This is a genomic window from Bacillus sp. FDAARGOS_1420 (assembly GCF_019344915.1).
In the GTDB taxonomy this organism is placed as follows: Bacteria; Bacillota; Bacilli; order Bacillales; family Bacillaceae_G; genus Bacillus_A; species Bacillus_A mycoides.
This window is the reverse complement of record NZ_JAHWJB010000001.1, coordinates 366,603-390,941: the sequence shown is the minus strand read 5'-3', so window position 1 is coordinate 390,941 and position 24,339 is coordinate 366,603. Positions and strand designations below refer to the sequence as shown.

At 36.1% G+C, this 24,339-nt stretch carries 13 protein-coding genes, 16 tRNA genes, 2 rRNA genes and 1 pseudogene; 31 read left to right on the top strand and 1 reads right to left on the bottom strand.

All coding sequences use genetic code 11. The features are described 5' to 3' along the window. Positions 1-105 precede the first annotated feature (105 nt). The 17 genes from I6L50_RS02160 to I6L50_RS02080 all read left to right on the top strand — a co-directional run bounded on the left by I6L50_RS02160 (position 106) and on the right by I6L50_RS02080 (position 4,616). Positions 106-3,027, top strand: a 23S ribosomal RNA gene (locus I6L50_RS02160). Positions 3,028-3,127: 100 nt separating this feature from the next. After that, positions 3,128-3,243, top strand: a 5S ribosomal RNA gene (rrf, locus tag I6L50_RS02155). Between the two features lie 8 nt (positions 3,244-3,251). After that, positions 3,252-3,326, top strand: a tRNA-Asn gene (locus tag I6L50_RS02150). A gap of 2 nt (positions 3,327-3,328) precedes the next feature. After that, positions 3,329-3,420, top strand: a tRNA-Ser gene (locus I6L50_RS02145). Positions 3,421-3,439: 19 nt separating this feature from the next. Next, positions 3,440-3,514: transfer RNA gene (locus tag I6L50_RS02140), tRNA-Glu, on the top strand. 5 nt (positions 3,515-3,519) lie between these two features. Beyond that, positions 3,520-3,595 (top strand) — tRNA-Val (locus I6L50_RS02135). A 24-nt stretch (positions 3,596-3,619) separates the two neighbouring features. Beyond that, a tRNA-Met gene (locus tag I6L50_RS02130) sits at positions 3,620-3,696 on the top strand. A 3-nt stretch (positions 3,697-3,699) separates the two neighbouring features. Continuing rightward, a tRNA-Asp gene (locus I6L50_RS02125) sits at positions 3,700-3,775 on the top strand. A gap of 9 nt (positions 3,776-3,784) precedes the next feature. Then, a tRNA-Phe gene (locus I6L50_RS02120) sits at positions 3,785-3,860 on the top strand. A 14-nt stretch (positions 3,861-3,874) separates the two neighbouring features. Next, positions 3,875-3,950 (top strand) — tRNA-Thr (locus I6L50_RS02115). Between the two features lie 10 nt (positions 3,951-3,960). After that, positions 3,961-4,044, top strand: a tRNA-Tyr gene (locus I6L50_RS02110). A gap of 8 nt (positions 4,045-4,052) precedes the next feature. After that, positions 4,053-4,126, top strand: a tRNA-Trp gene (locus I6L50_RS02105). 19 nt (positions 4,127-4,145) lie between these two features. Continuing rightward, positions 4,146-4,221, top strand: a tRNA-His gene (locus tag I6L50_RS02100). 64 nt (positions 4,222-4,285) lie between these two features. Then, a tRNA-Gln gene (locus I6L50_RS02095) sits at positions 4,286-4,360 on the top strand. A 5-nt stretch (positions 4,361-4,365) separates the two neighbouring features. Beyond that, positions 4,366-4,440: transfer RNA gene (locus tag I6L50_RS02090), tRNA-Gly, on the top strand. A 14-nt stretch (positions 4,441-4,454) separates the two neighbouring features. Next, a tRNA-Cys gene (locus I6L50_RS02085) sits at positions 4,455-4,525 on the top strand. A 9-nt stretch (positions 4,526-4,534) separates the two neighbouring features. Then, positions 4,535-4,616 (top strand) — tRNA-Leu (locus tag I6L50_RS02080). A gap of 208 nt (positions 4,617-4,824) precedes the next feature. Here I6L50_RS02080 and I6L50_RS02075 read toward each other — a convergent pair. Next, positions 4,825-5,137 (bottom strand): annotated as a pseudogene (locus tag I6L50_RS02075) (DUF3884 family protein). A 661-nt stretch (positions 5,138-5,798) separates the two neighbouring features. On the opposite strand from I6L50_RS02075, the gene I6L50_RS02070 reads away from it, so the two are divergent. The 14 genes from I6L50_RS02070 (at position 5,799) to I6L50_RS02005 (ending at position 24,286) form a co-directional block, all read left to right on the top strand. Continuing rightward, the gene (locus I6L50_RS02070; RefSeq protein ID WP_002091105.1) at positions 5,799-6,518 is read left to right on the top strand and encodes a YebC/PmpR family DNA-binding transcriptional regulator; all 720 of its coding nucleotides are present in this window, start codon (positions 5,799-5,801) and stop codon (positions 6,516-6,518) included. Between the two features lie 501 nt (positions 6,519-7,019). Next, the gene (locus I6L50_RS02065; RefSeq protein WP_219300315.1) at positions 7,020-8,054 is read left to right on the top strand and encodes an acyltransferase family protein; all 1,035 of its coding nucleotides are present in this window, start codon (positions 7,020-7,022) and stop codon (positions 8,052-8,054) included. A 332-nt stretch (positions 8,055-8,386) separates the two neighbouring features. Next, positions 8,387-8,848, top strand: coding sequence for an NUDIX hydrolase (locus tag I6L50_RS02060; RefSeq protein WP_002010362.1), 462 nt, complete (start codon positions 8,387-8,389; stop codon positions 8,846-8,848). Positions 8,849-9,377: 529 nt separating this feature from the next. Continuing rightward, the gene (locus tag I6L50_RS02055) at positions 9,378-10,154 is read left to right on the top strand and encodes a transglycosylase domain-containing protein (protein ID WP_219300313.1); all 777 of its coding nucleotides are present in this window, start codon (positions 9,378-9,380) and stop codon (positions 10,152-10,154) included. Positions 10,155-10,339: 185 nt separating this feature from the next. Next, positions 10,340-10,993, top strand: a complete 654-nt coding sequence (locus I6L50_RS02050) for a DsbA family protein (RefSeq protein WP_002091101.1) — start codon at positions 10,340-10,342, stop codon at positions 10,991-10,993. A 115-nt stretch (positions 10,994-11,108) separates the two neighbouring features. Next, positions 11,109-11,182 (top strand) — tRNA-Gly (locus tag I6L50_RS02045). A 200-nt stretch (positions 11,183-11,382) separates the two neighbouring features. Continuing rightward, positions 11,383-12,525, top strand: a complete 1,143-nt coding sequence (gene queG, locus I6L50_RS02040) for a tRNA epoxyqueuosine(34) reductase QueG (protein WP_219300311.1) — start codon at positions 11,383-11,385, stop codon at positions 12,523-12,525. A 44-nt stretch (positions 12,526-12,569) separates the two neighbouring features. Next, on the top strand, positions 12,570-13,457 hold the full coding sequence (locus tag I6L50_RS02035; protein WP_219300309.1) for an amidase domain-containing protein: 888 nt from the start codon (positions 12,570-12,572) through the stop codon (positions 13,455-13,457). 58 nt (positions 13,458-13,515) lie between these two features. Continuing rightward, positions 13,516-14,004 carry a tRNA (uridine(34)/cytosine(34)/5-carboxymethylaminomethyluridine(34)-2'-O)-methyltransferase TrmL gene (gene trmL, locus I6L50_RS02030; RefSeq protein WP_000538149.1) on the top strand — a complete coding sequence of 163 codons (489 nt, stop codon included), beginning with the start codon at positions 13,516-13,518 and terminating at the stop codon, positions 14,002-14,004. Positions 14,005-14,128: 124 nt separating this feature from the next. Further along, the gene (locus I6L50_RS02025) at positions 14,129-16,198 is read left to right on the top strand and encodes a sensor domain-containing protein (protein ID WP_219300307.1); all 2,070 of its coding nucleotides are present in this window, start codon (positions 14,129-14,131) and stop codon (positions 16,196-16,198) included. Positions 16,199-16,601: 403 nt separating this feature from the next. Next, complete coding sequence (locus I6L50_RS02020) at positions 16,602-18,497, top strand: PrkA family serine protein kinase (RefSeq protein WP_113937853.1); 1,896 nt, start codon at positions 16,602-16,604, stop codon at positions 18,495-18,497. Positions 18,498-18,947: 450 nt separating this feature from the next. Then, positions 18,948-20,123: a sporulation protein YhbH gene (gene yhbH / locus I6L50_RS02015; RefSeq protein WP_016089393.1), complete on the top strand. Its 1,176-nt coding sequence runs from the start codon at positions 18,948-18,950 to the stop codon at positions 20,121-20,123. A gap of 128 nt (positions 20,124-20,251) precedes the next feature. Next, positions 20,252-23,266, top strand: a complete 3,015-nt coding sequence (locus I6L50_RS02010; protein WP_219300305.1) for a leucine-rich repeat domain-containing protein — start codon at positions 20,252-20,254, stop codon at positions 23,264-23,266. A gap of 156 nt (positions 23,267-23,422) precedes the next feature. After that, on the top strand, positions 23,423-24,286 hold the full coding sequence (locus I6L50_RS02005) for a GNAT family N-acetyltransferase (protein WP_219300303.1): 864 nt from the start codon (positions 23,423-23,425) through the stop codon (positions 24,284-24,286). Positions 24,287-24,339: the final 53 nt, after the last annotated feature.

Below are 24,339 nucleotides of genomic sequence, written 5' to 3'. Positions count from 1 at the left end.
CTTGTTTTGTTTCGTTCAGTTTTGAGAGAACTATCTCTCAAGTTTAAATGTATGTTCTTTGAAAACTAGATAACAGTGTAGCTCATATTTTTTTAATTTTAGTTTGGTTAAGTTAGAAAGGGCGCACGGTGGATGCCTTGACACTAGGAGTCGATGAAGGACGGGACTAACGCCGATATGCTTCGGGGAGCTGTAAGTAAGCTTTGATCCGAAGATTTCCGAATGGGGAAACCCACTATACGTAATGGTATGGTATCCTTACCTGAATACATAGGGTATGGAAGACAGACCCAGGGAACTGAAACATCTAAGTACCTGGAGGAAGAGAAAGCAAATGCGATTTCCTGAGTAGCGGCGAGCGAAACGGAATCTAGCCCAAACCAAGAGGCTTGCCTCTTGGGGTTGTAGGACATTCTATACGGAGTTACAAAGGAACGAGGTAGACGAAGCGACCTGGAAAGGTCCGTCACAGAGGGTAATAACCCCGTAGTCGAAACTTCGTTCTCTCTTGAATGTATCCTGAGTACGGCGGAACACGTGAAATTCCGTCGGAATCTGGGAGGACCATCTCCCAAGGCTAAATACTCCCTAGTGATCGATAGTGAACCAGTACCGTGAGGGAAAGGTGAAAAGCACCCCGGAAGGGGAGTGAAAGAGATCCTGAAACCGTGTGCCTACAAATAGTCAGAGCCCGTTAATGGGTGATGGCGTGCCTTTTGTAGAATGAACCGGCGAGTTACGATCCCGTGCGAGGTTAAGTTGAAGAGACGGAGCCGCAGCGAAAGCGAGTCTGAATAGGGCGTTTAGTACGTGGTCGTAGACCCGAAACCAGGTGATCTACCCATGTCCAGGGTGAAGTTCAGGTAACACTGAATGGAGGCCCGAACCCACGCACGTTGAAAAGTGCGGGGATGAGGTGTGGGTAGCGGAGAAATTCCAATCGAACCTGGAGATAGCTGGTTCTCCCCGAAATAGCTTTAGGGCTAGCCTTAAGTGTAAGAGTCTTGGAGGTAGAGCACTGATTGAACTAGGGGTCCTCATCGGATTACCGAATTCAGTCAAACTCCGAATGCCAATGACTTATCCTTAGGAGTCAGACTGCGAGTGATAAGATCCGTAGTCAAGAGGGAAACAGCCCAGATCGCCAGCTAAGGTCCCAAAGTGTGTATTAAGTGGAAAAGGATGTGGAGTTGCTTAGACAACTAGGATGTTGGCTCAGAAGCAGCCACCATTTAAAGAGTGCGTAATAGCTCACTAGTCGAGTGACTCTGCGCCGAAAATGTACCGGGGCTAAATACACCACCGAAGCTGCGAATTGATACCAATGGTATCAGTGGTAGGGGAGCGTTCTAAGTGCAGTGAAGTCAGACCGGAAGGACTGGTGGAGCGCTTAGAAGTGAGAATGCCGGTATGAGTAGCGAAAGACGGGTGAGAATCCCGTCCACCGAATGCCTAAGGTTTCCTGAGGAAGGCTCGTCCGCTCAGGGTTAGTCAGGACCTAAGCCGAGGCCGACAGGCGTAGGCGATGGACAACAGGTTGATATTCCTGTACCACCTCTTTATCGTTTGAGCAATGGAGGGACGCAGAAGGATAGAAGAAGCGTGCGATTGGTTGTGCACGTCCAAGCAGTTAGGCTGATAAGTAGGCAAATCCGCTTATCGTGAAGGCTGAGCTGTGATGGGGAAGCTCCTTATGGAGCGAAGTCTTTGATTCCCCGCTGCCAAGAAAAGCTTCTAGCGAGATAAAAGGTGCCTGTACCGCAAACCGACACAGGTAGGCGAGGAGAGAATCCTAAGGTGTGCGAGAGAACTCTGGTTAAGGAACTCGGCAAAATGACCCCGTAACTTCGGGAGAAGGGGTGCTTTCTTAACGGAAAGCCGCAGTGAATAGGCCCAAGCGACTGTTTAGCAAAAACACAGGTCTCTGCGAAGCCGTAAGGCGAAGTATAGGGGCTGACACCTGCCCGGTGCTGGAAGGTTAAGGAGAGGGGTTAGCGTAAGCGAAGCTCTGAACTGAAGCCCCAGTAAACGGCGGCCGTAACTATAACGGTCCTAAGGTAGCGAAATTCCTTGTCGGGTAAGTTCCGACCCGCACGAAAGGTGTAACGATTTGGGCACTGTCTCAACCAGAGACTCGGTGAAATTATAGTACCTGTGAAGATGCAGGTTACCCGCGACAGGACGGAAAGACCCCGTGGAGCTTTACTGTAGCCTGATATTGAATTTTGGTACAGTTTGTACAGGATAGGCGGGAGCCATTGAAACCGGAGCGCTAGCTTCGGTGGAGGCGCTGGTGGGATACCGCCCTGACTGTATTGAAATTCTAACCTACGGGTCTTATCGACCCGGGAGACAGTGTCAGGTGGGCAGTTTGACTGGGGCGGTCGCCTCCTAAAGTGTAACGGAGGCGCCCAAAGGTTCCCTCAGAATGGTTGGAAATCATTCGTAGAGTGCAAAGGCATAAGGGAGCTTGACTGCGAGACCTACAAGTCGAGCAGGGACGAAAGTCGGGCTTAGTGATCCGGTGGTTCCGCATGGAAGGGCCATCGCTCAACGGATAAAAGCTACCCCGGGGATAACAGGCTTATCTCCCCCAAGAGTCCACATCGACGGGGAGGTTTGGCACCTCGATGTCGGCTCATCGCATCCTGGGGCTGTAGTCGGTCCCAAGGGTTGGGCTGTTCGCCCATTAAAGCGGTACGCGAGCTGGGTTCAGAACGTCGTGAGACAGTTCGGTCCCTATCCGTCGTGGGCGCAGGAAATTTGAGAGGAGCTGTCCTTAGTACGAGAGGACCGGGATGGACGCACCGCTGGTGTACCAGTTGTTCTGCCAAGGGCATAGCTGGGTAGCTATGTGCGGAAGGGATAAGTGCTGAAAGCATCTAAGCATGAAGCCCCCCTCAAGATGAGATTTCCCATAGCGTAAGCTAGTAAGATCCCTGAAAGATGATCAGGTTGATAGGTTCGAGGTGGAAGCATGGTGACATGTGGAGCTGACGAATACTAATAGATCGAGGACTTAACCATATAATATGAAGCAACGTTATCTAGTTTTGAGAGAATATAAAAAACTTATTGACTTTCAGGGTGAATAAGTTATAATAATGATTGTCTCAAAAGAATAATGTCTGGTAATGATGGCAGAGAGGTCACACCCGTTCCCATACCGAACACGGAAGTTAAGCTCTCTAGCGCCGATGGTAGTTGGGACCTTGTCCCTGTGAGAGTAGGACGTTGCCAGGCAATATTATTCCGCAGTAGCTCAGCGGTAGAGCTATCGGCTGTTAACCGATCGGTCGTAGGTTCGATTCCTACCTGCGGAGCCATTGGAGAGCTGTCCGAGTTGGCCGAAGGAGCACGATTGGAAATCGTGTATACGTCACAAGCGTATCAAGGGTTCGAATCCCTTGCTCTCCGCCATAAGGAATTTATAATATTTGGCCCGTTGGTCAAGTGGTTAAGACACCGCCCTTTCACGGCGGTAACACGGGTTCGAATCCCGTACGGGTCACCACTTTTGGAGGATTAGCTCAGCTGGGAGAGCACCTGCCTTACAAGCAGGGGGTCGGCGGTTCGATCCCGTCATCCTCCACCATATAAATCATATGAATAATATTGTCGCGGGGTGGAGCAGTACGGTAGCTCGTCGGGCTCATAACCCGAAGGTCGCAGGTTCAAATCCTGTCCCCGCAACCAAATGGTCCCGTGGTGTAGTGGTTAACATGCCTGCCTGTCACGCAGGAGATCGCCGGTTCGACCCCGGTCGGGACCGCCATTTTAATAAGGCTCGGTAGCTCAGTCGGTAGAGCAGAGGACTGAAAATCCTCGTGTCGGCGGTTCGATTCCGTCCCGAGCCACCATTTTAATAAAATATGCCGGCTTAGCTCAATTGGTAGAGCAACTGACTTGTAATCAGTAGGTTGGGGGTTCAAGTCCTCTAGCCGGCACCATGTAAGTTTCGGAGGGGTAGCGAAGTGGCTAAACGCGGCGGACTGTAAATCCGCTCCTTCGGGTTCGGCAGTTCGAATCTGCCCCCCTCCACCATTTTACATAGGGGCATAGTTTAAAGGTAGAACTGAGGTCTCCAAAACCTCCAGTGTGGGTTCAATTCCTACTGCCCCTGCCAAATATATAAACACAACATGGCGGTTGTGGCGAAGTGGTTAACGCACCGGATTGTGGCTCCGGCATTCGTGGGTTCAATTCCCATCAGTCGCCCCATTTTTATTTTTTAAAATTACAAATAAATTAATGGATACTTACATATAATTAAGTAAAACTTCGGTGGGCTATAGCCAAGCGGTAAGGCAACGGACTTTGACTCCGTCATGCGCTGGTTCGAATCCAGCTAGCCCAGCCATTTTTGCGGAAGTAGTTCAGTGGTAGAATACAACCTTGCCAAGGTTGGGGTCGCGGGTTCGAATCCCGTCTTCCGCTCCATTTTAACTTCATATGGCGGCATAGCCAAGTGGTAAGGCAGAGGTCTGCAAAACCTTTACCACCGGTTCAAATCCGGTTGCCGCCTTTCTTTTATGCCGATGTGGCGGAATTGGCAGACGCGCACGACTCAAAATCGTGTTCCTTCGGGAGTGTCGGTTCGACCCCGACCATCGGTATCACGAACGGCGTAACATTAAGGCTCTACACTAATTGTGTAGAGTTTTTTTGTGTTTTCTTCACACTACAAAATAAGCACTAATAGTGCGTTGGGGTAGTGTGCGGTGAGTAAGTGACGAACTTTAGATACAGTTGGAAGAAACTATGAGTATTAAAAGGATAAAATTTCAGTAGAATATTACATATACAAGAATTTTTTCGAGCACTCTAGAGAGAATCTCTCCACCCTGGTGACATGAAGTTAAATCCGATACCACCAGTTGAAATTACCACATTATCAGCTGGTAATTTCGAAAAACTTCTTTTCAAACTCTTCTCTGTTGTACTTGTACATAGTTGAGTGACACGACCATATTTGCGTTGAAGTACTCAACCAGTCCCCTAATTCCTTTAATTTAGGGAACGGCTAAAATTGAATTGGACCATCCAATTTTATGAATCTCACTTGATAGATAGTTGGGTTTAGCTTTTCTCCTATCCCTTTAAGACCATGCGCTTTTTTCTCATTTGAATGTGTCATAATTCTCCCCTATCTTTTTCTTCAAATTTTTTCCTATTTTAATTATACAGCAATAGAAAGTAATTATGGTAATATTAGGGAATTGATAGAGGGATGAAAAGGAATAGCTTTAGTTTAATAATGAATAGTTCATAACATACTACATAACAAATCTTTAAAAGGACATGGCAGCTTTGCCCTGTTTCTTATTGTTTAGCGAGAAATAATAAAATAAATCATCACAGTAATAAATGAAATATGATAAATTTAATCAAGGGAGAGAAATGAAAGTAAAAGGTGTCAGTTATTTAATATGATTCCATTTTGGCTCCGTTTCATTTTAATTTATCATGTTTAAAGAAGCTCAAAATTTTTAAAATGCTTTAAAATAAAGGATTTTAAGGGTAGCACTCTATATAAATGTCACCTAAAAAGACCCTAACAGAAATGTTAGGGTCTTTTTTGTTAAATTATGCTATGTGATTCTAAAATTCGTAATAAACTTAGGAATTCATGTATAATATAACTTGTTGAAAGAACAAAATGATAATGATTTATATTATGTCTGTAATATGAATCAAAAATGAACTTTTTATATTTCTTTTAAAAATGTGTTGAATACACATTATATTTCATATTAATATTTTTATGTAGATTTAAAATGGGAAAGAGAGTGGAAAGTATGGGCCGTAAATGGAACAATATTAAAGAAAAAAAAGCATCAAAAGATGCAAATACAAGCCGTATATACGCGAAATTTGGACGTGAAATTTATGTGGCAGCAAAACAAGGCGAGCCAGATCCAGAATCAAACCAAACGTTAAGAGTTGTATTAGAACGTGCGAAAACATACAACGTGCCAAGAACAATTATTGACCGTGCGATTGAAAAGGCAAAAGGCGGTTCAGAAGAAAACTATGACGAGCTTCGTTATGAAGGCTTTGGACCAAACGGATCTATGGTAATTGTAGATACACTGACAAATAACGTAAACCGTACTGCAGCAGATGTACGAGCTGCATTTAGCAAAAACAGTGGTAACATGGGTGTAAACGGTTCTGTCGCTTACATGTTTGATGCGACAGCTGTTATCGGTCTTGAAGGTAAAACATTAGATGAAGTTCTTGAAATCTTAATGGAAGCAGATGTAGATGCACGTGACATTCTAGAAGAAGAAGATTCTGTTATCGTTTATGCTGAACCTGATCAGTTCCATTCAGTACAATCTGCACTTAAAGGTGCTGGTGTTGAAGAATTTACAGTTGCAGAATTAACAATGCTTGCACAAAGTGATGTAGAACTTCCTGAAGATGCTCAAGTACAATTTGAAAAAATGGTTGATGCATTAGAAGATTTAGAAGATGTACAGCAAGTTTACCACAACGTAGACTTAGGGGAATAATAAGACAGAAGATCCTTTGTTTGTAGGAAAGGTCTGCCAGTCTTATTAAATCAACGTATATAATCAAAGTGTAAGTATTTTAAAGTGGTAAAGAGCCGTAAAATATAAACAGTATTTTTTAGGGTTACGATATCCATTTTGAAGATTTCTTAAAAATACTGTGATAAATTTACCATTTTCATTTTGGGAAACAAAACACATAAAAACTCACTTTTTGTATGAAAACCATTCATATAAGAGGTGAGTTTTTTCGTTGTTGGAATATATTTATAAGGGATTTCTTTTTGATTTGCAAATTAAGAACTACTCCAACCGAACAATTAAAACCTATAACTACTATAAAGTAATACAATTGGTTAGTTAATTAAATAAGGTAAATATAATAACAAAAAGGATTAGCTTTAGTTAGCCACGAAATGAAAGGGTAGAAGTTAAATAATTTATGGGGAATGATATATTTTATGTTCTTAATAAAGCGCAATTTGTTTGGAGGCGTTCTTTTTGAAGGAGAAAAGGTTAACTGAACTAGATGCTTTACGTGGTTTAGCAGCACTGTCTGTACTACTATTTCATTACACTTATTTTTATAATCAATCCTATGGTCACGTAAAAGAAGAGTATTTATTAAATTTTAAGTACGGTAGTTATGGGGTACACTTATTTTTTATGATTAGTGGTTTTGTTATATACATGACACTTTTAAAAACTAATAATACAAAAGATTTCATCTTTAAGAGGGCGGTTAGACTTTATCCTGCTTATTTGGTAGCAGTAACATTAACTTTCATGACTATAGTTTTAATGGGTTTAGAGGGGATGGGGGTTAGTTTAAGGGATTATTTGTTTAACTTAACCATGTTTCAAGGGGTTATTCCAGGCACAGGAATTGATTTGGTGGATGGTTCATATTGGAGTTTAGGTATAGAAGTAACTTTTTATATCTTTTGTGTAATCTTGTTATCAATGGGACTAGCTAAACGACCTGTATTAATTACAAGTTTATGGTTGCTGGGGCTATTTACAATTAAAATACTTTATGTAAATAGCCTTATAACTCCTATTATTGGTGATTTAGGTATAATAAATTATTCGAATTTATTCATTGTTGGTATCATGTTTTATCAATTGAAACAAAGTAAATTGATAGTCAACCATTTGATTATTGTTTTTGCATTAGTGTTTCAATTTTGCTTTCATGGTGTATTGTCAGGTTTAATAATCTGTTGTTTCGTTGGAGTCTTTTATTTACTAATTAATAATAAATTGAGCTTCTTAGGTACTAGAATATTTACATTCTTAGGAACAATATCTTACAGTCTATATTTGATACATCAAAGTATTGGATATATCATTATTGATTTTATAGAACAATTTGGCTTAATAAATGAGATATTTATCCTTGTTCCAATATTAATATCAATAGCTTTAGCAACAGTTATTACTTTTGGTGTTGAGAAACCTATACAAGGATTTCTAATAACTAGATATAATAAAGGAAGAGAAAATGAATTACCCGCAAAAAATGTTTCAGCATAGCGCAAATTAATATTTAGATTTATTAATATGTAGCTTGAATGGATAAAAATGATATACCTCAATTAAGTAATATCCCTTTGTATAAATATGGGATGGAAAATTAAATAACGTTGATATATTAATTATTCATCTATAGATTTAGAAGATGTACAACAAGTTTACCACAACGTAGACTTAGGAGAATAATAAGACAGAAGATCCTTTCGTTTAACGAATAGGTCTTTTTTTGTGAAGTTAATTAAGATGATGAATTATTAAAGGTGTTTTGTTGTAGGTAGGGAATATGGTTATAGATTGTACATGAAATAACTGGATTTCTAGGAGGTATTTCTGTGGAGCATAAAACACCAAAACATATTGTTGCCGTAGCAGGTTATTTAACAAATGAAAAGAATGAGGTGCTTTTAACGAAAGTGCACTGGCGAGCAGATACGTGGGAAATGCCTGGAGGACAGGTAGAAGAAGGGGAAGCGCTCGATCAAGCTGTTTGCAGAGAAATAATGGAGGAAACAGGATTAACTGTGAAGCCTATCGGAGTTACAGGGATTTATTATAATGCTTCTATGCATATTGTAGCTGTTGTTTTTAAAGTAGCATATGTTAGTGGTGAAATAAAAATTCAATCTGAAGAAATACAAGAGGCTAAATTTGTTGCTTTAAACGAAGAGAACATTGATGAGTATATAACGCGTCCTCATATGAAATCAAGGACACTTGATGCGATGAAAGCAATGCATTTTATTCCATACGAAACATGGGAAGTTCAGCCATATAATCTTATAGGAAGGTTGTAAAGAAAAGGTTAGTTATTTGAGGACAGCTCAAATTGCTAACCTTTTCTTTATGTATACTGTTTCAGAAAAAGGTCACAATAATAAAGTGTAGGCTAATAATTGGTGGAGGAAGCAGGACTACCACCTAATTTCCTAGTTTTAGCCAAGTTTTGAGGGAGAATTCTTACGGCACACAAATAGCGAGATAATCCGAAAGCTAGTATTGATTTATAGAACGTTCGTTCTGTATAATGGTGATATATCGTATATAATTAGATTGCTAGATGTTTAAAAGCATAAATGTATAAACTGATATAATAAAAGAATAAAGTGAAATTAAGGAGAGTCCTACTTCCTATGAATAGTGTGATAAATAAATGTATATTCAATATTTCATATGAATAGTAGATAAAAAGGGACTGTGATACAATACATTTTTACACCTTACAATGTTGTAAGGTAGGTGTAAGAGAAATCGATGGGATATTCTTTTATAACAAGGTATTCTTAAATTAAGAGTTATATGCTGTGTGGAAAAGAGGTGTTCGAGATGAAAGAACGAGTATTATCTAGAGTGAATTATAATCAAAAAGTTGCATTAAATCCATTAACTAAATTTCTTTATAAAGCCATTATATTATTATTATTGTTAAGTTTTGCATTATTATTCGCTGGAAATGTAATGATTGAGCGAAGTGATATTAGTAAATTACATGTACCCGCTAAGTTAGAGGTGCCAGAATCATTAACAAACGCATTTATTGCGACGGAAGATAAAAGGTTTTATCATCATAACGGTTTAGACTATATAGCGATTATCAGGGCGTCTATTGAAAATATAAAAGCTGGTGGTGTTGTGCAAGGAGGAAGCACGATTACACAGCAGTTATCTAAAAATGCTTTCTTATCTAATGAACGTACATTTTCCCGTAAGTGGAAAGAAATTTTTTATACGAAAAAGATTGAACGTACATTCACAAAGGATGAGATATTAAAATTGTATGTAAGTAATATTTACTACGGAGAAGGCGCATGGGGGATTGAAAAAGCAGCAAACCTTTACTTCGGTAAAAAGGTGGATCAATTAACACTGGCTGAAAGTGCAATGATGGCTGCTATAGTAAAAGCACCGGCTTATTACTCACCTGCACAAAATTATGATAAAGCAGTTGAGAGACGGAATGTAGTTTTAAGGCTAATGGAGAAAGAAGGGTATATAAATCATGATGAATATGTGCAAGCAGTTAGTGAGAAATTAGTAATTCGCCATGATATAAAAACAGAGCAATCCATGTTAAAAAATGCCCGTGAAAAAGCAGTAAGTTAAAAGAAGTTCCTACATAGGAGCTTCTTTTTTAATAATTTGTGACAAAAGGCGACACAATATTGTCACAAACGTTGTATTTTTGTAATTTATGTGAGCGTGTTCATTGCGTGACCTATGTAAGTATTGATATTATGTGTATTGTGTACAATGATGTATACAGAATATGAAATTAAAGAGGAATGTATATGAAATCATCAAACAAACTCATGGCTCTTGGTATAGTTTTTTCTATCGCAGTATTGATTGTAATCGGGACGATTGTGTATAGCATCATAAATGACAAGAAAGATAAAGGGAATGAGATGTTTGCTTATTCTACGCAACAATCTTTAGGGAAAGATGATGCTCCAGTTAAGGTAGTTGAATTTGGAGACTTTAAATGTCCAGCTTGTCGTACTTGGGATGTAACAGTATTACCACGATTAAAAGAAGAGTATATTGATAAAGGTAAAGTGCAGTTATATTTTATTAACTTCCCGTTTATCGGAAAAGACTCTGATTTAGGTGCAGCTGCCGGTGAAGCAATTTATAAACAAGATCAAGATTCATTCTGGATTTTCTATGATGAGATTTATCAAAATCAAAAGAAAGATACGGAAGAATGGATTACAGAAGAATTACTTCTTAATATTGTGAAAGAAAAGCTTCCGAAAATTAATGTAGAACAGTTTAAAAAAGATTTACACAGTAAAGAAATGAAAGACAAAGTACGTAAAGATTCAGATCGTGCTCAAAAATTAAAAGTTCAAGGTGCTCCTTCAGTATATATAAATGGGAATCTTGCAAACCCTGATTTCGATAGTATGAAGAAGGCGATTGATAAAGAATTGAAAAAGTGATGAGATATCTCATCACTTTTTCGACTTTTTTCGATAAATTTCTTGCTTCGATTTTTTTTACATGCTATACTACTTTACATAAGTTATTTCAATATCTTATATTTTTTTCATATTTGCGGGTGTAGTTTAGTGGTAAAACAAGAGCCTTCCAAGCTCTGGTCGAGAGTTCGATTCTCTTCACCCGCTCCAAATTTTATTTAATGTTTTTCTAATAAATTGTGATCAACGCAGTGTTTCGTTTCTAAGATAAACGAAGCATTGCGTTTTTTAATGTTTGAAAATCATAATTGTATGCGAAAATAGAAGTGAAGAATATTATTCCAAAAGTGAATTGATAACCAATATAGTCGTTACATAAGGGATGAATTCATCGGTGGAGGCGATTGAAAATGGACTTTGAACAATTAAAGCAAGATGTAATTGCGTATAGTAAAACGATTGGTATAGATAAAATAGGTTTTGCCAGTGCTTCACCATTTGAGGAATTAAAGCAGCGTCTAATCCAGCAACAACAATTGAATTATCAGTCTGGATTCGAAGAGCCTGATATAGAGAAGAGAACGAATCCACAGCTATTGTTACCTGGTGCGAAATCAATTATTGCGATTGCTTTAGCATACCCTTCAAAATTAAAAAATGCACCATTAAGTAAACGAGGGGAACGACGTGGGATTTTTTGCCGTGCTTCTTGGGGCCAAGATTATCACCTTGTTCTACGAGATCGTTTGCAAAAATTAGAGGCGTATTTAATCGAAAAGCTGCCGGATATAGAAGTGAAATCAATGGTTGATACAGGGGAGCTAAGTGATCGAGCTGTTTCAGAGCGTGCCGGTATTGGATGGAGTGGTAAGAACTGCGCTATTATTACGCCGGAATTTGGTTCGTATGTATACTTAGGAGAAATGATTACGAATGTTCCATTCCCTCCTGATCGGCCAATAGAAGATCAATGTGGAAGTTGTACGAAATGTATTGATATTTGTCCTACAGGTGCTTTAGTACAAGGGGGGCAGTTGGACTCGAAGAAATGTATTGCATTTTTAACACAGACAAAAGGGTTTCTGCCTGAAGAATATCGCGATAAAATAGGAAACCGTATATATGGATGTGATACGTGTCAGACTGTTTGTCCGAAAAATAAAGGAATGGATTTTCATAACCATCCTGAAATGGAGCCTGACCCTGAGTTAGTTAAACCGTTATTAACACCACTTTTAACAATTAGTAATCGTGATTTTAAAGAGAAGTATGGAATTATGTCTGGTTCATGGAGAGGTAAAAAACCATTGCAACGAAATGCTATTTTAGCACTTGCACATTTTAAAGAAACAGCAGCAATTCCTGATTTAATCAGTGTTATGAAAGATGATCCAAGACCAGTACTTCGAGGAACAGCAGCATGGGCACTTGGGAAAATTGGTGGAGATGGAGTAGGAGAAGCGATTGAAAAAGCGATGGAACGTGAGAAAGATGAAGAGGTTCTTCATGAAATGAATCGTGGACTTGAATTGTTAGCACAGAAAAAAGAGTAGATAATATCTCCCTTTTTCATATTGTAATATGGGAGGGAGACGAAATGGTTGTAAAAGCGAATATTGAAAAGCAAGTGCAACAGTTTTTAGCATATATAACAGAGAAACGAACAGATGTAGATGGTATTGCAGTAGATTTGTTACAAATGGTACAGAGAAAGAAAAAATTGTTTCAAAAGCGTAGTGCACATATAGTGAAAGCAACTGCAGATATTTCTTTCATTAGACAATTAAATAGTAATGAGCATCAAGAAATTGATTATCAAATACACTTGAAATATTTAATTAAGCATAAAGAATTATTTTATATCGAAGAGGAACAATTAAAACGACGAGTTTATTTAAAAAATAGTTGTATAATAGATGATTATGCTCTTGAAGTGTCAGAAGAAATAGGAATAGGTGAAACGTTAGAACGGGAAGTCACGAAAGAAAAATACGGTTCATATCAATATAATCGTTTAGAGGCAGTGAAATATGCAGAGCGTTGGTGGGATGATCGTAATTCTGCATACCGTAATTTTCCGGATAATTGTACAAATTTCATTTCACAATGTCTGCACACTGGAGAAGTACCAATGAATGGACATCCTAACATTCGTAAAGGGTGGTGGCAAAGGGGAAACCAGTGGAGTTGGAGCTGGGCTGTAGCACACTCTTTTTATTGGTATTTGTCAGGTGCTACAACAGGGCTTCGAGCAGAAGCAGTAGAAAGGCCAGAAGACCTTATTCTTGGCGATGTAATTGCGTATGATTTTGAGGATGATGGTAGGTGGAATCATACGACAATTGTAGTAGCAAAAGACGCAGATGGTATGCCGCTTGTAAATGCACATTCAGCGAATAGCCGCAGGCGTTATTGGAACTATGAAGATTCTAGTAAATATACACCACAAATGAAATATAAATTCTTTCATATTATTAATGGGTAGAGATTTTTCGTTCAAGTGGTATAATACGTAGTAGATAAAAAATAGAGGTGAATATCGCGTGGGAGTACATGTTGTTTTATATCAACCAGAAATTCCAGCAAATACAGGAAATATTGCACGTACTTGTGCAGCAACTGGAACAGAATTGCATTTGATTAGACCGCTTGGATTTTCAACGGATGACAAAATGTTAAAGCGTGCAGGATTAGATTATTGGCAGCACGTAAAAGTTACGTATTATGATTCAATCGAAGAATTTTATGAGAAAAATAAAGATGGTGAATTCTTTTATTTAACAAAGTATGGCGAGAAAGCTCATACAGCATTTGATTATAGCAAACGTGAGAAGGATTACTATTTCGTATTTGGAAGAGAAACAAATGGATTACCAGCTAATGTAATTGAAGAAAACTTCGATCATTGTTTACGTATTCCAATGACGGATAAAGTACGTTCATTAAATTTATCTAATACAGCAGCAATTTTAATTTATGAAGCGTTCCGTCAACAAAATTATCCAGGATTAGATTTAGAAATCGTTTATTAAAAGTCGCCATTTGGCGGCTTTTTTATTTTTTAAAAAAATATGTAATCATACATTTTAAAAAAGGTACATATTCATATAGAATGAGATATATGAATAAAAATAGATAAGACGGGTTGAGATAAATATGAAGGAACAATATAATAATCAAAATACCTTTTTAAGTATGATAGATATGGATTTAGTAAGACAGGGATTGTTACATGCTATTCAAGATTTAGTGTTTATTGTGAAAGTTATTGATGATGAAACTTTTAAATATATTTATGTGAATAAAATAGGAATGAATCACGCCAGGCTAGGGAAAGAATGTTATGGGAAAACTTTTGCAGAAGTATTACCAGAAGATACGGCAAGGTTATTGCAAGGACAATATGCAAAAGTAATGAGAGAAGCGAGAGCAATTACATTTTGTGATGTAATTAGTTTGCCAACTGGTGATATACATTATGAATCTTCACTTAATCCAGTATGCGATGTAAATGGAACATGTCAGTTTATTATTTGTATTACTAGAGATATTACAGCACAGGTTAAGAAAAAAGTGGAAATAGAAGAAAAACAAATGTTATTTAAGTCATTACTAGAATATAATAATGATTCCATTATATCTGTAGACTCTATGGGAAGAATTACATATGCAAATCCAGCGACTTATGAAATTTTTGGGTATCGATATGAAGAGTTAAAGGACCAATTTATTTTTCAGTTTATAAATAAAGAATATGAAAAAACTTTTCAAATTATATTTAAAAATGCTTTACAGGGAAGAGCAAAACAAATTGTTGCAAAGAAATATATTCATAAAGAAGGATATGAACTTTATATTTCCGTGAGGACAATCCCCATTATTGTGAATAGTGAAATCGTCGGGGTGTACATTGTTACGAGGGATGTTACGAGGCAAGTATTAAATGAGATGAAAACAGAATATTTGGCTTACTTTGATCAGTTAACGGGGTTAATGAATAGAATATCATGTACAAATAAGCTAAATGAATTTTTAGCTGAGAATAAAGAATTCGCATTGGTTTTTATAGATTTGGATGAATTTCACCTTATTAATGATACATTTGGTCATAAAGAAGGGGATCAAGTCTTAAAAAAAGTTGCTGAATGCTTACGAGACCTAAAAATAGAAGATATGCATTTATTTAGAGAACATGATGATCAATTTGTTATGTTAATAGAAAATATAACGAGAGAATACGTAGAGGAAGTTGCACAAACAATATTAAAAAAAATTAGTGGGCATTTTGTAATAGAAGAAGAGGATGTTTATTTGAGTGCATCAATTGGGATTGTAATGGCCCCAGAAGATGGAATGGATGAAAAAATGCTTTTCCAAAGAGTCGACGCAGCTTTGGAAAAAGCAAAGGAAAAAGGAAAAGGGTATTATCATTTTTATTGTAGTGGATTAGATTGTGAACGTGAACAAAGGTTTATAATAGAAAATCAGTTACATCGTGCTATAGAGAAAAATGAATTTTCCCTCTATTATCAACCTCAAATTAATATTGAAACGGGAAAGATAGCCAGTATGGAAGCCTTAATAAGGTGGGAGAATAAGGAGCTAGGTTTTGTCTCGCCCAATCAATTTATCCCACTTGCTGAAAGAACAGGGTTTATTATTAAACTTGATGAATGGGTAGTACATCAAGTTTGTGAACAGATACGTGAATGGTTAAATAAAGGATATGTGGTTGTACCAATCGCAGTTAATATTTCAGCTAAACATTTTCGCTCTATTACATTAATAGAGATGATTACACGTGCTTTAAATAAGTACAACGTTCCCCCTCATTTATTAGCAATAGAAGTTACAGAAGGGGCTCTTATACATAAAGATGTATCAAAAAGAGTGTTATTGCAGTTAAAGGAACAAAATTTAAAGATTCATTTAGATGACTTTGGAACGGGATATTCATCTTTAAGTTATTTAAAAACATATCCGATTGATACGTTAAAAATTGATCGTTCTTTTATGGAAGGTATATATATAGATGAAAGAGATACGAATATTACGGCTGCAATTATTAATTTAGCACATACTCTAGGGTTAAATGTAATTGCAGAAGGAGTAGAAAAGGCGGAACAAATACAGTTTTTAAAGGGGAAAAATGTAAAAATAGCGCAAGGTTATTTTTATAATCGCCCTTTATCGATATACGATGTGGAAAATATTTATTTTAAATAGTGTATAAAAAACAAGAAAAAAAGTGATGTGCTGAAAAGCACATCACTTTTTTTGTGTACCTGGTTTATCGTTATAACCAGATGTAAAAATAGCTGTAAGAAATGTGAGCGATACACCTAAAATTAATAATAACTTCATACTAATTTCCTCCTTACTTTTTCGGTTTACGAATCCTATTTGTGAATCGAAATGTATGTAAGGTTCCTAGAAGAAAAGAATTTATTTACAATGAATAGCAGCGTGAAAACTTTAATACCTTTATTATACAGAATTTTCTTTGAATTTTGGAGAGAATTTTATAGCGCTATTATATATTTCGTTTTGATTTAAAGAATGTTTAAGGACATCCTAGCATACCTTTTATAATAATCCGATTGAACAAGGAGATGGGGGAGGAGCTATAATGGATATTTTAAAGAAAATTGAACAATATCGGGAAGCAGAAGAACGTTTACAATGGGAAGGTACGTTTGCGGAGTATTTGGAGCTTGTGAAAGAAAGACCATGGGTGGCTCAAACAGCACACTCTCGCATTTACAATATGATAAAAGATGCTGGAATTGAAGAAGTTGATGGTAGAAGAAAATATAACTTCTTTAGTAATCAGCTATTTGGATTAGAGGATGCTTTAGAACGCCTTGTGGAAGAATATTTTCATCCATCTGCAAAACGATTAGATGTTAGGAAACGTATTTTGTTATTAATGGGGCCTGTTAGTGGGGGGAAATCAACATTAGTTACGATGTTGAAACGAGGATTAGAAACATATTCACGAACAGATCGTGGAGCGATTTTTGCAATAAAAGGATGCCCAATGCATGAAGATCCACTTCATTTAATTCCACAGCATTTACGGAATGATTTCTTTGATGAATATGGAGTAAGGATTGAAGGGAATTTATCACCATTAAATGTTATGCGTTTAGAGCAAGAATATGGATCAAGAATTGAGGATGTAGTTGTAGAGCGTATTTTCTTCTCTGAAGATCGCCGTACAGGAATTGGTACATTTAGTCCTTCTGATCCAAAATCACAAGATATTGCCGATTTAACAGGTAGTCTAGACTTTTCTACAATTGCAGAATACGGTTCGGAATCAGATCCTCGTGCATATCGATTTGATGGAGAATTAAATAAGGCGAACCGCGGCATGATGGAATTCCAAGAGATGTTAAAATGTGATGAGAAATTTTTATGGCATTTACTATCGCTTACACAAGAAGGGAATTTTAAAGCAGGAAGATTTGCGCTTATTTCAGCAGATGAATTAATTGTAGCGCATACAAATGAAACGGAGTATCGTTCCTTCATAGCAAATAAGAAAAATGAAGCATTGCATTCACGAATTATTGTAATGCCGGTTCCATATAATTTACGGGTTAGTGAAGAAGAACATATTTATGAAAAAATGATTCGTGAAAGTGATGTGTCTAATGTTCATATTGCACCGCATACACTTCGCGTTGCGGCAATGTTCACTATTTTAACTCGTTTAAAAGATCCGAAGCGTCCGGATATTGATTCAATTAAAAAGATGCGTTTATATGATGGAGAAACGGTAGAAGGATATAATGCGATTGATGTAGAAGAATTGCAACGCGAATATCAAGATGAAGGTATGAAGGGGATTGATCCTCGTTATGTCATTAACCGAATTTCTTCTACAATTATTCGAAAAGAGGTACCATCTATTAATGCACTAGATGTACTTAGATCGCTAAAAGACGGGTTGGATCAGCATCCGTCAATTAGTAATGAAGATCGAGAGCGCTATATGAATTTCATCTCATTAGCGAGAAAAGAATACGATGAAATTGCTAAGAAAGAAGTACAAAAAGCGTTTGTTTATTCATACGAAGAATCAGCTAAGACACTTATGGATAATTACTTAGATAACGTCGAAGCGTACTGCAATAAATCAAAATTACGTGATCCTTTAACAGGTGAAGAAATGAGCCCAGATGAAAAACTTATGCGTTCGATTGAAGAGCAAATTGGAATTTCAGAAAATGCTAAGAAAGCATTCCGTGAAGAAATTTTAATTCGAATTTCTGCTTATGCCCGTAAAGGAAAGCGCTTTGATTATAATTCACATGAACGTCTTCGTGAAGCGATTCAGAAAAAACTATTTGCTGATTTAAAAGATATAGTGAAAATTACAACATCAACGAAAACGCCAGATGAAAATCAGCTTAAGAAAATTAATGATGTTGTTGCACGCTTAATTGATGAGCATGGATATAATTCTTCATCTGCGAATGAATTGTTACGATATGTAGGTAGTTTGTTAAATCGATAGTTTGATAACAAAACGCTGTCTCTTGTTCTTGGGACGGCGTTTTGTTATCTATTGATACTTGTAAAAAGTGTCATACCTTGTCCGAATATAATAAATTAAGATGCAATTTCATGAATTTATTGTCAATTATTTTTACAATATGCATATGATAGAGTAACCAACCATTCATACGAAAAAAGCCAACACAATACAATATGTTGCAAAGTGAAAATGTGTGCAACAATGCATTGTGTTTCTTTCTTATCAACGGCTGAATATTTCTTCCTAGTATGTGAGTGGCAAAATTTTGTTTAGGATGCTCGGAGTATTGTATGAAAAACGCTATATATGTTTATGGGATGATTTTCGATGGACAGTTACCTTTCAAATATTCTAGCTTGGCATATTACAGAACAAAATTTATAGATTGCTGTTCATAGAGGAAGACAATTACAGTAAGGAGGGAAAGGAATGGGCGAAGAAAACCAACCAAATTATACGATTTCACAGGAAAACTGGTCCCTCCATCGCAAAGGATATGACGACCAACAACGCCATCAAGAAAAAGTGCAGGAGGCAATCAAAAATAATTTACCAGACCTTGTAACAGAAGAAAGTATAGTTATGTCTAATGGAAAGGATGTTGTGAAAATACCGATTCGTTCTTTAGATGAATATAAGATTAGATACAATTATGATAAAAACAAACACGTTGGGCAAGGAAACGGTGACAGCAAAGTTGGTGATGTTGTTGCAAGAGATGGATCCGGTGGTCAAAAGCAGAAGGGACCAGGAAAAGGGCAAGGGGCAGGAGATGCAGCTGGAGAAGATTATTATGAAGCAGAAGTCTCAATTTTAGAATTGGAGCAAGCGTTTTTCAAAGAGTTAGAGCTGCCTAATTTAAAGAGAAAAGAAATGGATGAAAACCGGATTGAACATATTGAATTTAATGATATTAGAAAAACAGGATTATGGGGAAATATTGATAAGAAACGGACGATGATATCTGCATATAAACGAAATGCAATGCGTGGTAAAGCATCTTTCCATCCAATTCACCAAGAAGATTTAAAGTTCCGTACTTGGAATGAAGTGTTAAAGCCAGATTCAAAAGCCGTTGTATTAGCGATGATGGATACGAGTGGATCGATGGGGATATGGGAGAAGTATATGGCACGTAGCTTCTTTTTCTGGATGACAAGATTTTTACGCACAAAGTATGAAACCGTAGACATTGAGTTTATTGCTCACCATACGGAAGCAAAGGTCGTCACAGAAGAAGAGTTTTTCTCAAAAGGGGAAAGTGGCGGAACGATCTGTTCTTCTGTATACAAAAAAGCACTTGAGTTAATCGATAATAAATATTCACCAGACCGTTATAATATTTATCCATTCCATTTTTCAGACGGTGATAATTTAACTTCGGATAATGCTAGATGCGTAAAGCTTGTGGAAGAGTTGATGAAGAAGTGTAATATGTTTGGGTATGGGGAAGTGAATCAGTACAACCGCCACAGTACGCTTATGTCAGCATATAAAAATATTAAAGACGAGAATTTCAGATATTATATTTTAAAGCAAAAAGCAGATGTATTCCATGCGATGAAAAGCTTTTTTAAAGAAGAATCAGGAGAAAAAATGGCATAACCCCTTGTAAAGGGGTTATTTTTTTGTAAACTTTTTATTTTTTTAGTTGACAATGATAATGAAAATCATTATCATTTATTCGAGAAATGATTACATTTCGATTTATATATTTTGGAGGAGATGTAAAGTTGAAAAAAACTAAAAGAAAACATATAAATGCGATGATTATCGCTGCGGCGTTATCGCTACCGTTTGCTGCGTATTCAACACCTGCTTTAGCAGCGGTAGCAATTGAGGCTAATAAAACGGGATATGCTTTAGAAGATGGTACATATGATGCTGTTATTAAAGCGTATAAAGATAAAACGAATGAAGAGTCTATGGCAGCTGTTTATATAAAAAATCCGAAATTAACAATTGAGAATGGGAAGAAAATTGTAACGGCAACGTTAAGTGATAGTGATTTCTTCAAATACTTGAAAACAGAAGATATTCATACTCCTGGTGTGTTTCATGATGTAAAAGTAATATCAGAAGATAAAAAGAAAAATGGAACGAAAGTGATTCAGTTTGAAGTAGGGGAATTAGGAAAGAGGTATAATATGCAAATGCATATTTATATTCCAACAATGGCCTATGATAATAAGTATCAAGTGCAATTTGAAGTAAATACATTGAGTTTAGAAGGCAATGTTCCAGAAGAACAAAAGGAAAATAAAGAGGATAAAGTGGATCAACAAGATGAAAGTGCAAATGTAATAGTAGATAAGCAATTGCAAATGCATATTAATAAATATAACTTGAATAGAGAGAATCTAAATACGCCAATAACTAAGGAAGATTTATTAAAAGTTAAATCTTTAATAGTCGTTGAGGCAAAAAGTAAAGGAATAAAAGACGTAAGCGGTCTAGAATATATGACGAACTTAGAAAACTTAACGTTAGAAGAAGTTAAGTTAGAAAATATACAGTTTATCTCGAAGTTGAGACAATTAAAATCATTAAGTATAACGTATGGTGAACTCGAAGATATTGGACCTTTGGCTGAGTTAGAGCATGTTGAAATTTTAAGTTTGAGAAACAATAAAATTTCAGATTTAAGTCCATTGAGTCAAATGAAGAAGATTAAAATGTTAGATTTAAACAGCAATTATATAAAAGATATTAAACCATTATTTACAGTAACGACTTTAAGGACTTTGACTGTAGCAAATAATCAAATTAGTAATGTTAATCTCGCTGGGATTGAGCAATTGAAAAATGTGAAAAATTTATCTTTAAGTAATAATGGACTTACTAATATCGAGCATATTACCTCAATGAAAAAGTTAGTGGAGTTAGACCTTTCTAAAAATGAATTAAAAAACATCGAACCTTTATTAAGATTATCTACTGTACAATCACTTAATTTAGAGGAAAACTATATTTCAGATATAACACCACTTAGTCAATTAACAGGTTTATATGATTTAAAGCTGGGTTCGAATGAAATTCGTGATGTTAGACCTGTTCAAGAATTAGGAAAAAGAATGTATATCGATATTCAAAGACAAAAAATCTTTTTAGATGAAGCAAGCGTGGATGAAGAAATAAAAATTCCAATATACAATCTTAAAGGAGAAACACTTCAAAATATTAATGTGAAAAGTGAAGAGGCTACTCTGAATAACGGGTTTATAAAATGGAATAGTCCTGGAGAAAAAATATATGAATTTAAACTAGATACGAATTCTGCTGAAAGTAAAATAAGATTTAATGGGACGGTTATACAAAGTATAGTTGAAAAACAAACAGAAAGTAAAAATGTAATTCTTGATAAAAATTTACAACAACATATTAATAAAAAGAATTTTGGTAGAGAGAATCTAAATGCCGCTATAACAAAAGAAGATTTATTACAGATTAAAACATTAGAGATACTTAAAGAAAAAGAAAAAGAAAAAGAGATAAAAGATCTAACTGGTTTAGAATACATGACGAACTTAGAAAACCTCACTTTAGAAGGAGTAGGGTTGAAAAATATTGAGTTCATTTCAAACTTGAAACAATTGAAAGACGTGAATGTATCTCATAATAAAATTGAAGATATAACGCTGTTATCTTCACTGGAAAATTTACAGTGGTTAAACCTTGCGGATAATCATATTAAAGATGTATCAGTTCTTGGTTCAATGTTAGACCTACTAAGTTTAAAGTTAGATGGAAATGAGATTCGTGATGTAAGGCCGTTAATACAATTAGGTCAATGGTTTTCAATTGATGTCGGAAGACAAAACATCATTTTAAATGAAGCGAAAGTAAATGAAGAAATTCAAGTTCCGGTATATGACTTAGAAGGAGAAACTATTGAGAATATTAAACTAACAAGTGAGGGTGGAACGTTTAATAACGGAGTAATGAAATGGAGTACTCCAGGTGAAAAGGTATATAAATTTGATTTAGATTCGGATGAAACTAGTATAAGCTTTAACGGAACAGTAATCCAGAATATAGTTGAAAAAGAAGAAGTGACAGAACCAACAAAAGAAGTTGAAGAAATAAAGGAAGAAGTAAAAGAGCCGATAAAAGAAATTGAAGAAACAAAAGAAGAAGTAAAAGAGCCGGTAAAAGAAATTGAAGAAACAAAAGAAGAAGTAAAAGAGCCGGTAAAAGAAGTTGAAGAAACAAAAGAAGAAGTAAAAGGGCCGGCGAAAGAAGTTGCAGGTACAAAAGAAGAAGTGAAAGAACCGGCGAAAGAAGTTGAAGGAGCGAAAGAAGAAGTAAAAGAATCGACAACAGAAGCTGAAGGACCGAAAGAAGAAGTAAAAGAACCAACAAAAGAAGTTGAAGGACCGAAAGAAGAAGTAAAAGAACCAGCAAAAGAAGCTGAAGGCTCGCAAGAAGAATTGAAAGAGCCAACAACAGAAGTTGAAGGGGCGAAAGAAAAAGAAGTAGCACGAGAAATTGAAAAATCGAAAGAAGAAATAAATCAAGCCACAGTAGTTCAAGAACAAAACGTGAATAATCAGGTTGTGACAGAAAAAGTAGTAGAGAATCAAAGCATGAAAGAAAATAAACCAGTTGTTAATAAACAAGAAGAAAGTAAGAAGTCGCTAGGAGCAACAGGTGGACAAGCGAATACATCAACGTTACTTTCAGGCGTAGCATTAGTTCTTTCAGCACTGAGTATGTTTGTATTTAGAAAGAGATTATTTAAGAAATAAAAACGTTTTATCTTATTATAATGTAAATTGATTATATGAGTTTTTGAGAAGACATTATCATGGCGATTTCATTTTGAAATATGCTTATGATGATGTCTTTTTTTAGAAGGATATAAATGAGGAAAGTGTAAATGTATTAGAGAAGGAGGAGAGGTTATGCATGTTAGTTCTATTTTGAAAATCGAAGAAGTGGCATCATTTATTGCAACTGTAAATAAAGATGCTACGCATCATGTTGGTTATTGTGGAGATGAGAAAGAGGAGTTATTACAGACAATTACCCATGATTTTTCTGATATAGGCTGGGAACAATCTTTTGTTATTACTTATGAAAATAATAAAATAATAGGTGTATTAGGATTTGATGTGGATGAAGTAAAAAAATGTGCAGAAATATGGGGGCCTTTTATTATTGCAGAGAATTGGGAAGAAGTTGCTTTACATATGTGGAAGGAACTTATAGAAAAGGTGCCTTTTCATATTGAGAAATTTTATGGTTTTTATCATGTGGAAAATAATAATTGTGCCCGCTTAATGAAGGATTTACATGCTAAAGAACAAGATCGACATAGTATTCTCATTTTAAATAATATTGCGGGACAACGTATTATATGTAATGTAGAAGAAGCTTTACCAAAAGTATTTGAGCAGTTTATTACTTTACAAAATAATGTTTTCCCTAATACATATTATGAAGGAAATGAAATTATCAAACGTTTAAGTGATACGAATAAATTATTTGTAAGTATGAAGAATGATAAGTTAGAAGGTTATGTATATATTGAAGTAAATCCGGAGTTTCAAGAAGCGAATATAGAATTTATTGCAACCACTGAAAATAGTAGAAGAAAAGGTGTTGGAGAGCGGTTATTACAAGGTGCAATTCAGTATATTTTCTCCTTTCAAGGGATGAGAGAGATAGAACTATGTTTGAATACGAATAATGTTCGTGCGATGAAGTTGTACAAGAAAGTAGGTTTTGAGGAGAAAGCATGTTTACAGCACTATATAATAGAGTAAAAACCCATTCGTATGAAAATTATATTTCATACGAATGGGTTTTATTTAATTTA

Coding starts and splice junctions, on each gene's coding strand:
- I6L50_RS02070 (WP_002091105.1), top strand. CDS start 5,799: ATGGGCCGTAAATGGAACAATATTAAAGAAAAAAAAGCATCAAAAGAT.
- I6L50_RS02055 (WP_219300313.1), top strand. CDS start 9,378: ATGAAAGAACGAGTATTATCTAGAGTGAATTATAATCAAAAAGTTGCA.
- I6L50_RS02050 (WP_002091101.1), top strand. CDS start 10,340: ATGAAATCATCAAACAAACTCATGGCTCTTGGTATAGTTTTTTCTATC.
- queG (WP_219300311.1), top strand. CDS start 11,383: ATGGACTTTGAACAATTAAAGCAAGATGTAATTGCGTATAGTAAAACG.
- I6L50_RS02035 (WP_219300309.1), top strand. CDS start 12,570: ATGGTTGTAAAAGCGAATATTGAAAAGCAAGTGCAACAGTTTTTAGCA.
- I6L50_RS02025 (WP_219300307.1), top strand. CDS start 14,129: ATGAAGGAACAATATAATAATCAAAATACCTTTTTAAGTATGATAGAT.
- I6L50_RS02020 (WP_113937853.1), top strand. CDS start 16,602: ATGGATATTTTAAAGAAAATTGAACAATATCGGGAAGCAGAAGAACGT.
- yhbH (WP_016089393.1), top strand. CDS start 18,948: ATGGGCGAAGAAAACCAACCAAATTATACGATTTCACAGGAAAACTGG.
- I6L50_RS02005 (WP_219300303.1), top strand. CDS start 23,423: ATGCATGTTAGTTCTATTTTGAAAATCGAAGAAGTGGCATCATTTATT.